Raw genomic sequence first — 14,425 nt, 5'->3', positions numbered from 1 at the left:
TTTATCCGGACGGTCTAAACCGAGGAAGCATGACGTCCGTAAACAAAGACGTCGACGCGCTCGGGTAGGCCAATGAGTATTTTCCTTCTAGTCTCGGTTGCTATCTGGCTATCGCTGGCCATGGCCGGCGCGTGGGCGATACAGCGCAGCAGCGGACAAAGTGGGTGGATCGATACAATATGGTCGGCCGCCGTGGGTGTCGGAGGCGTGGTCGCTGCCTCGTTCGCCGGTGGTGACTTCAACCGCCGTGTCGCCCTCTTGATCGTGATCTGCGCCTGGTCACTAAGGCTCGCAAGCCATATCGGCTCGCGCACCACAGGTGGTGGCGAAGATCCTCGCTATGCGAAATTCATCGAAGACTGGGGCGACGGCGCAGCCTGGCGGCTGTTCGTCTTCCTGCAGATACAGGCATTGGCCGCGTTCGTCCTCGTCCTGGCCGTCTATCTCGCCGCAGCCAATGACCGGCCGTTTCCAGGCGCCATTGACGCTCTGGCCATGCTGCTCGCCATCGTCGCGCTGGGCGGCGAAGCCCTGTCCGACGTCCAGCTCGCCCGCTTCCGAAAGACGCCCGAGGCAAAGACGGAAGTCTGTGAGGTCGGGCTCTGGCGGTACTCGCGCCATCCAAACTACTTCTTCGAGTGGCTTTTCTGGTGTTGCTGGCCGCTGTTTGCGTCGACTGGATCGATATGGAACTGGCTGTCCTTGCTCGCGCCACTGATGATGTACTGGCTGCTGGTTCACGTCTCCGGCGTTCCACCTCTCGAAGAGCACATGCTGCGCTCGCGCGGCGACAAATTCCGTGCCCTGCAACGCCGGGTCAACGCCTTCTTCCCAGGTCCTCGCAAATCCACCCTTCCAGGAGATCAACAATGAACATGCTGGCATTCGCCATCAACACTGCCGAGCGCGCGCCGCTTACTGACGCAATGACACTGGCAGGCATCGATTTTCTCTGCGCGCGCACCAAGCGCAAGCTCGCGACAACGACGGCGGATACCGAACGCGACTTCGTCCAGCTCATGGACCGCTTCCCGGTGGCAACCCACACCGATGAGGCCAATCGCCAGCACTATGAGGTGCCGGCCGACTTCTTCGCGGTAGCGCTTGGCCCGCAGCGCAAATACTCCTGCTGCCTTTATCCGACGCCCGATACGACGCTCGCGGAAGCGGAATTCCTGGCGCTCGCCGACACTGTCGCGAATGCTGCGATCGAAGACGGCATGACGATCCTGGAGCTCGGCTGTGGTTGGGGCTCGCTTTCGCTTTATCTTGCGCGGCGCTTTCCTAATTCGCGCATCACAAGCGTCTCGAACTCGGCCTCGCAGCGCGCCCATATTCTTGACCTCGCACGGCGGGAAGGTCTGGCAAACCTTGACGTCATCACCGCCGACATGAACCACTTCACCACGGAGGCGAAATTCGACTGTGTCGTCTCCGTGGAAATGTTCGAGCACATGTCCAACTGGCGCACGCTTCTCGAACGTATCCGCAGTTGGGTGAAGCCTGATGGCAGACTGTTCCTGCATGTCTTCACCCACAAGGATCGCTCCTACAGGTTCGATCCCAACGACCCGTCCGATTGGATTGCCCAGCACTTCTTTACCGGTGGGATCATGCCGGCGCACGACCTGCCGCATCGGTTCGGCGATCTGTTCAAGGTGGAGCAGGAATGGCGTTGGTCGGGAACGCACTATCGCCGGACGGCACTCGACTGGCTGGCGAATTTTGACCGCGACATCAATCGCATCCGGCCAATCCTTGCAAAGGTGTATGGCAGGGATGCACCCCTCTGGATTCGCCGTTGGCGGCTGTTTTTCCTGTCGACTGCAGGCCTGTTCGGGCATGATAAGGGTGATGTCTGGGGTGTCGGCCACTATCTGCTGGCGCCGAACACATAATGTCTGAAGCAGCCAAACAGCTCGACCCAATCACCCAGGCGACCGTGACGATTGTCTGGGTCATCGTGCTGAACAAGCCCTTTTATCCTGTCTACGTCTGGTATCTGGTCGGCAATGGCGTGGCGGCATCGCTTGGCACATTGCTCTCAGCGCCCCTCTTCCTGGCGATCCCGTTCGTAGCCAGGCGATCTTCACTGGCGGCGCGGATCGCGCTGCCGCTGATCGGCACGTTCGACACCTTGTTTGAGACGAAACTCTTCGGTTCCGCTTCGGGCACGGAATTGTACTTCGCCGCCTGCATCATGCTCGTCGCGCTGTCTTTCCAAGCACACGAAAAGTGGTGGCAGCGCGGCATGGCCGTGCTTGTCTTTGCCGTGTTCGTCTTCTCGCGCAATTTCATCGGTGCACCGCTGCATGTCTGGACTGCACCCGAACTCGCGACCCTCTTCAACCTGAATGCGTTCGCCGTCGCCAGCCTGTTGGCGTTTATAGCCCTTCGCTATGCGGGGATATCAGACCAACCGATCAAACGACAACGAAAGGGAGCTTAGTATGCATAAGATTTCTCGCTGGTGTTTTGCCGCGGCACTCGCGTTGATGTCGTTATCAAGCCCAGCCCTTTCAGCCTCAGCAGAGCCGCAGCCCGTCGCGGTTGGCATGGACCACTATCGTGGAACATGGCTTGAGATTGGCCGCCGGCCCATGTGGCTGACCGACGGCTGCGTTGCGGGCTACTCGACCTACAAGCCTGGAAAAGCGCCAGGCGAGATCCAGGTGGAAGACGGTTGCCGCGTCGGCACCCCTGGCGGACGACTGAAGACCGTCGATGGCGATGGAAGGATCCTCGACCTCGGGCACGGCAATGCCAAGATGCGGGTACGCTACCCCTTCTTCATTACATTCAACTATTGGGTCCTTTACAAATCCCCCGACAAGGCGTGGTTCATCAGTGCCGATCCAAAGATGCAAAACCTCTGGATCTACGCGCGCGCCGTGCCATCGAAAGGAAAACTGAAGGTGATGATCCGCAAGGCGAGCCAACTCGGCTATGATGTCAGAAAGCTTGAGTTTCCCGCGCAGTCTGGGCCTTGATGGTGGCGAATCTCGACAAGCTCGGATCTTCCGGACTCAAATAACGGAGCGGCGAACCAGCTGAGGGAACAGCGGCCCCGCCGCCAGTTCATGGCGATGCGCAGGCAGTCAGAACAACTGGGCTGCCTGTTCGTTGCCCGATCGCGTGCTAGGGTCTCCTAGATGCCGTAATGGGCCGGCGTCTCACGAGTAGCCAGTTAGGTGGCTGTCCCTCAGAATGATGATGTTTTGGAACGAGGTCCGAGCGATCGGTCTCAAGCATCATGAGAGGAACAGCCATGGAGTATTATGCAGGAATTGACGTCTCGCTGAAAGAGAGCAGCGTGTGCGTGGTCGACGCGACGGGCAAGTTGGTTCGCGAGGCCAGGGTGGGCAGCGAGCCAGAATGCCTGGTCGGGTATTTTGCTCAACTGGAGTTTCCGGTAGAGCGCATTGGCCTTGAAGCGGGGCCTTTGTCCCAATGGCTATACGCGGCTCTCGCTGCTGCGGGTCATGAGGTGGTTTTGCTGGAAACACGACATGTGAAGGCGGCGCTTTCGGCGATGACGGTGAAGACAGATCGCAAGGATGCACGGGGGATCGCGCAACTTCTGCGCATGGGATGGTATCGTCCGGTCCACGCGAAATCGTCGCCGGCGCAGGACACTCGGGCTCTGTTGGTGGGTCGCAAGCTTCTGCAGTCCAAGCTGCTCGACGTCGAGCTCAGCATACGGGGTATCCTGCGCGGCTATGGACTAAAGGTCGGCGAAGTGAGCCGAGGGCGTTTTGAGGTGCGCATCCGCGAACTGATTGCAGGGCATGCGACATTGTCGACGGTGATTGACGCGATGCTGACGGCGCGAGCAGTGTTGTGGAGCGAATTTGCGAAGCTGCACCGCGAGATGCTCAGGATCGCCCGCGCTGACAAAGTTTGCCAACGGCTGATGAGTGCGCCAGGTGTCGGTGCCCTGGTTGCGCTGACCTATCGCTCTGCCGTCGATGATCCTGCCCGGTTCCAAAAGTCCAGCACCGTGGGTGCCTACTTCGGGCTGACGCCGAAGAAATATCAATCCGGCGAAACTGATCGCGATGGCGGCGTCAGCAAGGTCGGCGACGCGATGGTGAGAACCGCATTGTTCGAGTCCGCGCACATAATGCTGACGCGGGCCACGCGCTTTTCCAGTCTGAAGCGCTGGGCGCTCGATGTGGCCAGGCGTCGCGGAATGAAGCGCGCGAAGGTTGCCCTTGCACGCAAACTCGGTGTCGTTCTTCACCGCATGTGGGTGGATGCGACGGACTTTCGCTGGAGCGCAAGCCCTATGGCGGCATGACGATCGATATGTGATTGATGCAGGCAAGTATAAGGCTTGCATCAGATGAGGTCCCGTCGCTGGGACGCAGGCTTGGCAAGGTCGTGTGTAGTGCTGTGATCGCTTCGGCGAAGCACGCTTCCTAGATTGACCTGTCGGCTTGTTGATCTGATGGCATAGTGTGGCGGCCTTCGTGCTGACCACGGACAGAAGCATGACCTCAGCGACGAGATATTCATTCAGAGGGACTTGACGCACAAAGGCCCATTACAGAAGGCACTCCTGGCACATCCGGGAGCACTTTACCTAGGATGATGGGCAGGTCTCGCACTGGAATACAGGTGGCAGTGTATTGGGGATTTGCGACCGCCGTCCCGACCCCCGTCATGCCTATCTCGCCAATACAACAAGCACTGATGGCGCCTGCGGATCGGGCGTGTTAGTGCGGAGGATGTCGATCGTCGGAACATCCATTCGCTCTGCTGGAACATGACATTCGGCGAGCGAAGCTTTGAACATCCGGCCAGTCCTTTTGTTGTCTCTATGGTGAGCGCTAGCCCAATGCCCATCACGATGCCGCACTTGCTTGGCGGTCGTCTTGGCGTTGAGGATCTGGCCGGCGTCGAAGGAGCCGAGAGAACGCTATACGCGGATTTCGCCCGTCAGGGCGCTGACCCTGACCTCGCAGAACTCAGCGCCGCGGAAGTGCATGGAAAAGGCCTCGATTCCGCCGGCGGCGGTACCAGCCCGCCGGTGATCACGTTCGGATGCATGGAGACACCGAATGTCCACGCCAACTGGTACTTTCTCGCAAGCTTGGACTGAAGTTGGACACCATGTCGACATCGTTCTTCCTGTCAAGCCGGACGATCCTTCCATTCAAGAAGGAGCGAATGCCCTTCTGACCAATCCTACTCGCTCAAAACGCGGACAACGCCACCGGCCGTTTCCGCCCCGTCTGGACGCGTGGCCTAGTTCGATTTGCAGACGGTTATCTTTTTGCCGCGGGCGATCTCCGCGGTGTCGCATCCATCCGGAACCCGCGAGGGCCAACGTTACGTTTCAGGAGCGGAGGAGATTCCCGATGAAGAAAGATGGCGAGGTTTCAAGCGAGGGGTTGAGCTCGATTTGGCTCGAAAGATTTCGAGCGAAGCACAGCGTGGACAGCGGCGTTCGCGCGCTGGCCGCGTACCGGTTGCCAGCTCTATCGTCGGGACTGCCCCCACTGAATCCATGACGAAGCCGGCGGCGAGGCTCGATAACCCCAGGCTGCCTACCTCGGTATCGAATCGTCTTGGGACCGTCCGATCAGCTTGTAAAGCCATGGAAACGATGAGGACGCTTTGGACCGAAATTCTCGCTGGCGCTCATGGAACCAATTGCCGCGATGTACATTTCTTCCGCGCAATTTTGTGAGGGGACGTTGACTAATCATTTTCAAATCAAGAGCATGGAAACCACCGGAGTTCGGCAAGTCCTGCGGGTGGAAGAATTTGCCAACCGATACGATTTGGACGAGCGGCAAAGACGAGACCTTCGATCGTTGTTCGGCCCATTCGCGACGCTTCAGGAGTTGCTTACAAACTGTCACTTCCCCGCGAAGTGTCGTTAATATGGTAGCTGGCAGTGGATTGTATCGTCAATTCCATTGTCCGTGCCGATCTTCATCAGCATAATTTAGACGAGAGCCTTAATGAGCAAACGCACGCTGTTCCAATTTTTTCATTGGTACTCGGCCGGGGACGGTAGTCTCTGGAAGGAGCTTGGTGAAAAGGCCTCCTATCTCGCAGGAATTGGAATCACCGACGCCTGGTTGCCGCCTGCGTATAAGGGGGCGTCTGGGCCTGACTCTGTCGGATACGACACCTATGATCTGTTCGATCTCGGGGAGTTCGAACAAAAAGGGAGCAGGGCAACAAAATACGGAGACCGGGCCGCCCTTGAAGCAGGTTGCAAGGCTCTTCTCGAGCACGGGATCCGGCCGATCCATGACGTCGTGATGAACCATAAGATGGGGGCGGACGAAAAGGAAAGCGTTATTGTTCGTCGCGTCGACCCACACGACCGTACGAATATCGAGGAGGAGTCAATTAGCGCGCTTGCCCACACGCGTTTTACCTTCCCTGGCAGAGACGGAAAATACTCCCGGTTCGTCTGGGACAAGCAGTGCTTCAGCGGCGTGGATTTGATTGAGAAACCTCATGAAACCGGCGTATTTCGGCTAGTGAATGAGTATGGCGAGGGGCAGTGGAACGACGAGGTCGACGATGAACTCGGCAACTTCGACTACTTGATGGGAGCCGACGTCGAGTTTCGTAACAGGGCGGTCTACGAGGAGCTGAAATATTGGGGGCGGTGGTTTTCCGAGCAGGTTCCAGTCGCGGGTTTCCGTTTGGATGCGGCGAAACATATTCCCGCTTGGTTTTTCAAGGATTGGGTCGGTCACATGCGCGACACTATTGGCGCCGACCTATTCGTTGTTGCGGAGTATTGGCACCCCGATATAACCACGCTCTCCAACTATCTGGAGCGGGTCGACAAGCAGCTGCTGCTGTTTGACGTCGCGCTTCACCACCGTTTCCATGACGCCTCCAAGGCGGGCGCGGACTTTGACATGCGGACTATCTTCGATGGGTCGCTCGTATCGTCCATCCCCGACCACGCCGTTACCCTCGTGGACAATCACGACACGCAGCCCCTGCAGTCACTAGAGGCAACCGTCGAGCCTTGGTTCAAGCCCCTCGCCTACGCCTTGATCCTTCTGCGCGAGCAAGGCACGCCGTGTGTCTTTTATCCTGATTTGTATGGTGCGGCATACAGTGACGTCACCGAAGATGGTCGCGAACAGATGGTGGAAATGCCCGTCATTGGCTGCTTGGCCAGGCTATTAGAGGCACGTCAGCGGTTCGCCAACGGCTCGCAGATTGATAAATTCGATAGCCCACATGTGATTGGCTTTCTTCGGCGGGGAACCGAAACAGAGCCGGGTTGCGTTGTTGTCATGTCCAACGGCGATGCAGGGGAGATCTCCATGGACCTAGGCCCGAACCTATCGAAATCCGTCTTCGTGGATTTCTTGGGTCACCTATCGGGTGAGGTGACGACCGACGACCAAGGTCTCGCGATTTTCCCGACGAATGCAGGTAGTGTCAGCGTCTGGGTTCAGAAAGATTTTGTTTGAGCGGCGCCGCAAAATGGCTTGGGGAACAGCTGCTTTGGTTGGCGATCAATGGGAGTACGACATATCTCGGCATCCAGGAGGCGCCGCTGCTACATCAGCGGATACCTCGATATCTCTCTCTTCCGGACCTGCACGCGGTGACGTTAATCTCGATCCGCGACCTTTTGGAACAAATCGTCTCCAAAGACATTTCGTCGCCAACTGAGGGAGGCAGAAGATGAAAGACGAATTATTCGAGCGTGAACGTGCCCTTCGGGGAAAACCCTATAGCCTGGAAGAGTTTCGGTCAAAATACGTCCTGGATCGCAAGGTCGCGGAAGACCTATTCAGACGTTTTGGACCATCATCCGTGGAGCTCGATCTTTTGATGGAGGCAAAGCGCCGGAAGCCGTCATTCCAAGCCATCGCCTCCGATATCCAGCTGTGAGGCAATAGGGGACACCAAGTCTCCACCAGTCTTGCGCAAGACCGGGGAGCACGCCACCGAGCTTCAGGGCCATTCCGACACGTCCCACGATGATCTCTTCGAGAACAGGGCAATGCCAAGGGAAAAGAGACCATGCAAATGTGCTCTAGAATTTGCTAGAAGTGCCGAAGTTTTCGACACTTCTATGATAGCGCTGTTCGGGCTAAACATTTGACGGGATCGCGGGGCGAGCGTAGCCAGCGCAGGCATTCACGTGCGCCTCGACCGACCCGCCTGTGCCTTTCAGAGGAACTGAAATCGCGATTGGTTGTTTTCCGATCAAACAGAGAGAAACATGGCGGGCCAATGAAATCGTTTGCCGATCGCTGGTATTATTCTGACAAGTCCCGGCGGCAACCTGTCGATCGCGATGCTCTCGAACAATGGCGCGAAGATACCTCCCGTGCTTCCGATCCCGTGCCAGCAACCTTTGGTCGCGCTGTGGAACGCGGACCTATTGGCCGTGCCCGCGGAGACGGTTCTCGCATGTCACATCGGGTCTCCGAAGTCGCGATGGGTGACGTGGCGGCTGGGACGGCTGAAGATAAGTCAGTCCGCCAGGGCGTTGACGATATAGTCCGCGAACGGCCGCTCGCCCCACCTGGCACCTTCGCGCCCGCGGCCTGGATCTTAGGAGCCACCCCATAGAGCTCGCGGCAACAATCCAGGCGCTGTGGCGATACCCTGTCAGTTCGCTGCGGGGGGAACGGGTTGACACCTTGGCGCTCGCATCCGACGGCGTTCGGGGCGATCGCGATTATCTTCTCGTCGACCTCGTTTCGGGAGAGATAGCCGCGCCGGAAAAAATCGCCCGTTGGCGTCCCGCGTTGGAGCTTGATGCCCGCGTGACGAGCAGGGGAGTCCTGATCTCCTCGAAAGATTGGGCCATGACGATTGATGATGCCGAGTTAGACAGCGCTTTGGCAGATCAGTTCGGTTTCCGGTGTGCGATCCGGCGCGCTGGGAGTAGCCTTCTTACAAACGTGGGCGAAATCAAATTGTCTCCTCGCTACCTGGCAAGCCCTGTTCATTTGCTGTCATTGAGATCCCTTTCGGAGCTATCTGAACTCCTGCCCGAGGCGATCGTAGACGTTCGCAGGTTCCGCCCGAACATCGTCGTGGACACTCGTGCGGACGAGAACGACTGGGTTGGCCGCCAGATCGCAATGGGCGCCTGCCGTGGCACCGTCACCGAAAAAACCAAACGCTGTGGAATGACAATGATCGCGCAGACTAACCTGTGCGAGGATCCCGAAATCCTGCGAACGATTGTCCAGAGGCGTCAGCGTTGTTTCGGTGTGTATGCAGATATCGATTCCGAGGGCGTGATTTCCGTTGGAGACACGATTTCCTTCGATGAGCGTTAGGCCGAGTGGACGAGGAGTTCTGAGTTTGCCACGGCATCGATAATCGTCGCTGAAACCTTGCTCCCCATTTCGTGAGCGCTGGTAATACCTTGAATGAACGGCATTTTGTGCAGCAGGAACGGGACCGAGACACAGTAGAGGTTGTTCGACAGCCCAGCTTCCAAGCGGGGTCGGAAACTGTCGTCAATCTCAATTCCACCTGTCCGACGGGTTTCGTCGTTCGCGCTTGCTCCGGCCGTGTGGGTCTCTGCCTTTTTGATCGCGCCGGGTTGACGAAGGCTCGGAAACGGGAGGTCGGAAGCGGAAAGAGCGTGCTGTCCGGTGGCATCGATGAAGGCGTCGTAACTGATGTCATTTCCATCAACAACCACGACAGCGCCGGGTTTTTCACGATCCTGCCGAATGTCGTAGTCGTCGCCTAACGCCTTCACTGACAGCTTGCCTGCCTGATGCAGGGCAAGGAGCCGTTCGACGGATTCGTGCGGAACCGTCGCGTAATCATCCACAAACACCGTCTTGAAATGCTTGTGGAAGCGCTTCAGATCTCGATCATTGAGACGAGGGATGGCAAGCGCGATCACCTCATGCATGTTGAGGATAGCGTACCGCCACTGAACGGTCTTCCGCTCCTCTTTGTTTTTCTTCGCTTCAGACAGATTCTGCGCTGCCCAGACGAAAGGGTCCGCAGCCTGTCGCGGTCGAAAATAGCGGTCGGCAATATCTTCCACGGAGGCCAAGGCCAATCCAATACTGGCAGCGTAGTTGGGATCGGCCGCTGCAAGCTCTCGCCGAAACAACTCGAAGACCTCATCGAGGAGACGCTCCCGCTTTTGCTCCATCAGCAGTCGTATGGCAATTTCAGTGCAAAACCTGAGAGGCTCGTATGGGATCGGACAATAGAAGTCCGCCTCTGGCAACAAACCCTTGCGAGACATCATGGTGATATGGAACCCTGTGCTCATGGGATCTGGTTCGTATCGCAAGGTTCCGGAGTCGTCCCGAAGGAATATGCCATGGGCGGTGGCGACGGAGACCACGGCGTCTATACCGCTAAGCGACGTACCCAATACACCGACCTTTACAGCACCAATCCTCTTGATCGCGGCAGCGGGCCATGGCGACACAAAATACCCAGGCGACGTTTCCGTGTTCTCGGGCCAATCGTGACCTGTGGCCATGACGACGTGGTCGAAAGACATCGTTGCATCCTGCCCGCCGTGTCTTTTGAATACGAGCGATATGTCATTCGTGCCGAGTTTGATATCGAGAATACGGTGGCTGGCTTTCACATCGATGGAGTGGCCACGCGAGAGCCCCCGGTTCACCAGTGCCCAAAACTGCGCGGCCAGGAACTCGCCGAGAACGATCCGAGGGTAAAACTCGCGTTCGCCGATCCCCGACCTCTCGATGCCGAGCTCTTGAAGCTCGGGATCACCGCGCGACGACAGCCACTCAACGAGGGTCTGCTCAATGCGAGGAATCTCAATGCTGGCGATATTTGCCAGCATCGCGCGGTCGTTGACCGCCGGATGATACGGCGTGCCTTTACCCGGATCGGGTGTTTCCTCAAAAATCGTGATCGACAAAGGCGTGGCGCTGGTGATCAACCCAGCGAGCGTGTAGATCCCGGTGGGTCCAGACCCGATGATGGCAACTCTTGGCATGTGGGTGGACGGTCTCGAATGAAGGGGGCCGGAGAAGTCAATCAAGGAGCCGCTCGAAAACGGCTCCTGAAACAATTAGTTGGCTGAAGACCACTGACTGCGGACATCCTCAGCGTTCTTCGTCAGATGGACGTGCTCGTCGACATGATCGACCCAATCCAGGGGAATGAGGTGATGGCGGCCATCACCAGAGTCGGACTTCGTTAGCTTGATGCGCGACGTGCCATCCATATGGTCTACCGTACCGACATGAGCACCATCCGCGCCTATGACTTCCATATGCTCGCGAACTTGTTCTGCAGAGATCATGCTGCTTCTCCTTGATATGATTGCAAGGTGTGAACGTCTACCGCTTCGCTTGGTTCCCAGAGCAAAGGAGCCACGGTGACATGTCGGGCTCTCGACTGCCATTGCGCCGGCCGTGGATAGAAACTGGAAATATCGCAATGTTTCGATCCCTGCTGGTCGAGTTGGCACGCTAGCGGCCCCAAAAGTTCAATGTCCGCAATACAATCCTGTTGCCTCGGAATTCCCGAAGTGCGTCAATGATAAAGCATCGACGGGGATGGGGCCTGCGAAAACCATCTCGGTATGAATTTGTCTTGCAAAGCTCAGGGCTCGCCCAACCGAGTGCTGATTGAACTTCAGCTAGTTACCGGCTTTCATCAGTCTGAATAGGTGGAGGACCAGGGGATCCGGCCTGGCGATCTGTGTATTTCTTCATTCGACGATCATGTTGTCGATGCACCGTATGACGACCGACCTGAAGTGAGAGGTAGCGGTCCGCTCAAGATACTCTTAGCGATCATCTCAGGACCTATCATCGCAACGCGTTGTCATCTTCCCGGACCGCGGCCGCCACTTTGTGGATGCGGCATTCCTTGATCGCATCTTCAGCCGTAACTTGCGCCTCGCAAGCTTCCCAATATCGCATTACCTGATCCTCCCGTGGTCAGATGGGTTCAGGCGAAACCGGATCATCGGCGCTCGCCTCTCGCTGCTGAAACCTTTCCTCCCCAACGCACGACTTCATGTCCGGACGACGAAACCAGATCGCGCGACCGCATCGTAATGGTGCTTTGCCGGCTGTGAACACAATCTGCTCGTCCGCGCGCATCCGCAGGACTTCGTGCGGCTGGATCAACTGCCTGGAGGCGAGCTGTTTCGAGCGTGTTCGTGACGACCCGCGCGATTGGAAACTGCGACTGACCTGGTCAATTTCGACCGTGGTCGTACCACACCTGCGCGATATGTATTCCGCGGTCTCCGGATCGTTGATCGCGGCGAAGGAGATCCAGCTGGCGCTCTCGAACCACTTGCTGGATGCATCCCGACCGCCATAGGTCTCCCGCAGCTGGCCGATCGACTGATAGATCATCGTCAGCGTGATCCCGTACTTCCGACCTGCATCGCGTGCCGTCTCCAGCACGCGCATATAACCAAGCCTCGCGACCTCATCGAGCAGAAACAATGCACGGCCTTTGATCGCTCCATCCCGATTGTAGATCGCGTTGAGGAAGGAGCCGATGATGACGCGCGCGAGGCCGGAATGCGTTTCCAACGTCTTGAGGTCGATATTGATGAAGACGTCGGTCTCGCCATCGGCCAGCGCCTCGGTGTAGAAGCTCGAGCCCGACACCAGCGCGCCGTAGTTCGCATAGCTCAGCCAATGCGTCTCCTTGATCGCATTGGCGTAAACGCCGGAGAATGTCTCCGGCGTCATGTTGACGAATGCGGCGACATTCTCCTTGACGAAAGCCGACGCTGAATTGTCGTAGATCTCCTGCAGGCGTGCGCGAAGCTTTGGCTCTGGCTCCGACAGATTGGTACGAACCTGCCGCAAAGTTTGGTGCTTCGCGTCTGTATGGCCGGATAGACAAACGTCTGATATCATCGCGGTCAGTAGCTGTAGTCCGGATGAGCGGAAGAAGTCGTCGCGGACGCCAGTCGCGCGACCGCTGTCGCTCATGATCCACGATGCGACGGCCGCGATATCCTCTTCCTTGGTGCTGCCGTGCCGACCGATCCAATCGAGCGCGTTGAAGCCAGAACCAGCGTTCTTCGGGTCGAGTACGATGACGCGCCGGCCCGCCTTGCGCCGGTGCTCCATGACCATCGGCGCCACCTCGCTGGATGGGTCGAGCACGACAAGCGAGCCGCCCCATTTGAGCGCCGTTGGCACTGTGACAGACGTCGTCTTGAAACCTCCCGAACCGGCGAAGACGATCCCATGCGATGAGCCGAACGAGCCGTCAAAACACAAGAGCGGCGCGGAGCCACCCTTGCCCCAGGTCGTCGGTTCGCTAGCTCGAAACGATGTCGCCGCTGGATCGTCTCGGTCGACACGATAACGCTCGCCGATGACGATGCCCCCCGCTTCCGCGAAAAGCTTCTCCGCCTCCTGCATCGTCATCCAGTCCGCCTCGCCGTGCAGGGCGCGCTTGCCCCGAATGCGGCGCGGCTCACTTCGCGAAAAGGCCGCATTGCCCATCCTAGCGACGCGCAGGGCGAAGAACGTGATAAGCAGTGCCGCGCCCGCTCCTGTGATGGTCGAAGGATCGACATAGGACAGAAGCGTCTTTCCCGCGGGCACCTGGCCGGCGAATGCCAGCAGGCGCAATCCCTCCCTGATCGCCGCGACGACCATCACGCCAAGGCCGCCCACGGCGACACTCCAACCGGCCGTCTTGACGTTGATCGATCCCCTGGTTCCGAAGAGGAACAGGAGGCCGCAGGCGCCAGCGAGCGCATAGGGCAATGCCAGTCCGATCCGCCCGAGCATTAGCTTTGCCTGGTCCGTTGTTCCGAACGCGGCGAGCCAGCGTTCGATGCCGAGAAGGAACAGCACAATTGCCAGCATTGCCACGGCTGGAATGGCGGCGACGAGGATCCGCCTAGGCGTCATCGGCAAATGCCTTCGCGCCGAGTTCACTCAGGCGGGTTCGTTCCGCCTCGTCCGTTTTGATCCGCGCGCCTGCATCGATCAGAAGCCCGAGCAGCAGCGCCCGTTTCTCGTACCGCAAGCCCGCCTTGACGATTAGGCCCCCAAGCTCGATCTTCTCCCGCGCGTCCTTCTTGCGGGCTTCGCTCGCTGTCATCTTTTGCATCCGTTCAAGTCTCCGCAGATTGGCCCGAAACCTCGCCAACGCCGTTCGGCGGCGTGGTCGCAGGCTTGCCTCCCTGGGCGAGTTTCGTCTCTCCGCGAAACCGGCCGGCGACCTCTTCAAAAGCCGACAGAAGATCAGCCTCTTCTACCTCGATCTCTCCGATCCCCGCACGTAGCGCGATCCGACCGACGCGCTCGGCGTCGCGTGTTTCGGCCTGCTTGAGTTGCTCCTGTAGGCGAGCAATCTCTTCCCGGATTTTGGCGGTTGGCTTCTTCATGGGCGCCGGTTCCTCGTGGCTTTCAGTCCGATGAAACTGAAGCTTGCCCCGAATTTTCCCTCGCTGGAAAGGTGCAATGTTGCA

Annotated in this window: 13 protein-coding genes and 1 pseudogene; 9 read left to right on the top strand and 5 right to left on the bottom strand. The window is 58.2% G+C overall.

Annotated elements, in window-relative coordinates:
• The first annotated feature begins 72 nt into the window (after positions 1–72).
• The 9 genes and pseudogenes from P3R82_RS07450 to P3R82_RS07410 all read left to right on the top strand — a co-directional run bounded on the left by P3R82_RS07450 (position 73) and on the right by P3R82_RS07410 (position 9,293).
• On the top strand, positions 73–873 hold the full coding sequence (locus P3R82_RS07450) for a DUF1295 domain-containing protein (protein WP_111564233.1): 801 nt from the start codon (positions 73–75) through the stop codon (positions 871–873).
• Positions 870–1,898 carry a cyclopropane-fatty-acyl-phospholipid synthase family protein gene (locus P3R82_RS07445; RefSeq protein WP_283193616.1) on the top strand — a complete coding sequence of 343 codons (1,029 nt, stop codon included), beginning with the start codon at positions 870–872 and terminating at the stop codon, positions 1,896–1,898. Before P3R82_RS07450 ends, P3R82_RS07445 begins: the two co-directional genes overlap by 4 nt.
• Positions 1,898–2,449 carry a hypothetical protein gene (locus P3R82_RS07440; protein WP_111564235.1) on the top strand — a complete coding sequence of 184 codons (552 nt, stop codon included), beginning with the start codon at positions 1,898–1,900 and terminating at the stop codon, positions 2,447–2,449. Before P3R82_RS07445 ends, P3R82_RS07440 begins: the two co-directional genes overlap by 1 nt.
• Positions 2,450–2,495: 46 nt before the next feature.
• Positions 2,496–2,990, top strand: a complete 495-nt coding sequence (locus tag P3R82_RS07435) for a lipocalin family protein (RefSeq protein WP_283193910.1) — start codon at positions 2,496–2,498, stop codon at positions 2,988–2,990.
• Between the two features lie 278 nt (positions 2,991–3,268).
• Positions 3,269–4,300 carry an IS110 family transposase gene (locus P3R82_RS07430; protein WP_112949825.1) on the top strand — a complete coding sequence of 344 codons (1,032 nt, stop codon included), beginning with the start codon at positions 3,269–3,271 and terminating at the stop codon, positions 4,298–4,300.
• Between the two features lie 732 nt (positions 4,301–5,032).
• A pseudogene (gene trkD, locus P3R82_RS07425) lies at positions 5,033–5,254 on the top strand (potassium transporter Kup); the annotation flags it as partial.
• Between the two features lie 718 nt (positions 5,255–5,972).
• Entirely contained in the window at positions 5,973–7,460 is a 1,488-nt protein-coding gene (gene amyA / locus P3R82_RS07420; protein ID WP_113177616.1) for an alpha-amylase, read from the top strand.
• A 217-nt stretch (positions 7,461–7,677) separates the two neighbouring features.
• Positions 7,678–7,887, top strand: coding sequence for a hypothetical protein (locus P3R82_RS07415; RefSeq protein WP_111564239.1), 210 nt, complete (start codon positions 7,678–7,680; stop codon positions 7,885–7,887).
• Positions 7,888–8,549: 662 nt separating this feature from the next.
• A complete protein-coding gene (locus tag P3R82_RS07410; protein ID WP_349294063.1) occupies positions 8,550–9,293 on the top strand; it encodes an MOSC domain-containing protein in 744 nt (247 codons plus the stop codon).
• Here P3R82_RS07410 and P3R82_RS07405 read toward each other — a convergent pair.
• The 5 genes from P3R82_RS07405 to traC all read right to left on the bottom strand — a co-directional run bounded on the left by P3R82_RS07405 (position 9,290) and on the right by traC (position 14,341).
• A complete protein-coding gene (locus tag P3R82_RS07405; RefSeq protein ID WP_283193615.1) occupies positions 9,290–11,002 on the bottom strand; it encodes an FAD/NAD(P)-binding protein in 1,713 nt (570 codons plus the stop codon). The genes P3R82_RS07410 and P3R82_RS07405 overlap by 4 nt on opposite strands.
• Positions 11,003–11,032: 30 nt before the next feature.
• Positions 11,033–11,266 (bottom strand): DUF2171 domain-containing protein, encoded by a 234-nt coding sequence (locus tag P3R82_RS07400; protein WP_111564242.1) that lies wholly within the window; start codon positions 11,264–11,266, stop codon positions 11,033–11,035.
• A 643-nt stretch (positions 11,267–11,909) separates the two neighbouring features.
• The gene (gene traG / locus P3R82_RS07395; protein ID WP_283193614.1) at positions 11,910–13,862 is read right to left on the bottom strand and encodes a Ti-type conjugative transfer system protein TraG; all 1,953 of its coding nucleotides are present in this window, start codon (positions 13,860–13,862) and stop codon (positions 11,910–11,912) included.
• Complete coding sequence (traD, locus tag P3R82_RS07390; protein ID WP_111564244.1) at positions 13,852–14,064, bottom strand: conjugal transfer protein TraD; 213 nt, start codon at positions 14,062–14,064, stop codon at positions 13,852–13,854. Before traD ends, traG begins: the two co-directional genes overlap by 11 nt.
• Before the next feature lie 4 nt (positions 14,065–14,068).
• Positions 14,069–14,341 (bottom strand): conjugal transfer protein TraC, encoded by a 273-nt coding sequence (traC, locus tag P3R82_RS07385; RefSeq protein WP_112437022.1) that lies wholly within the window; start codon positions 14,339–14,341, stop codon positions 14,069–14,071.
• Positions 14,342–14,425 lie beyond the last annotated feature (84 nt).

Source organism: Rhizobium sp. AN80A (assembly GCF_030053015.1).
Taxonomy (GTDB): Bacteria; Pseudomonadota; Alphaproteobacteria; order Rhizobiales; family Rhizobiaceae; genus Rhizobium; species Rhizobium metallidurans.
This window is presented reverse-complemented; position numbering and strand designations above follow the sequence as displayed.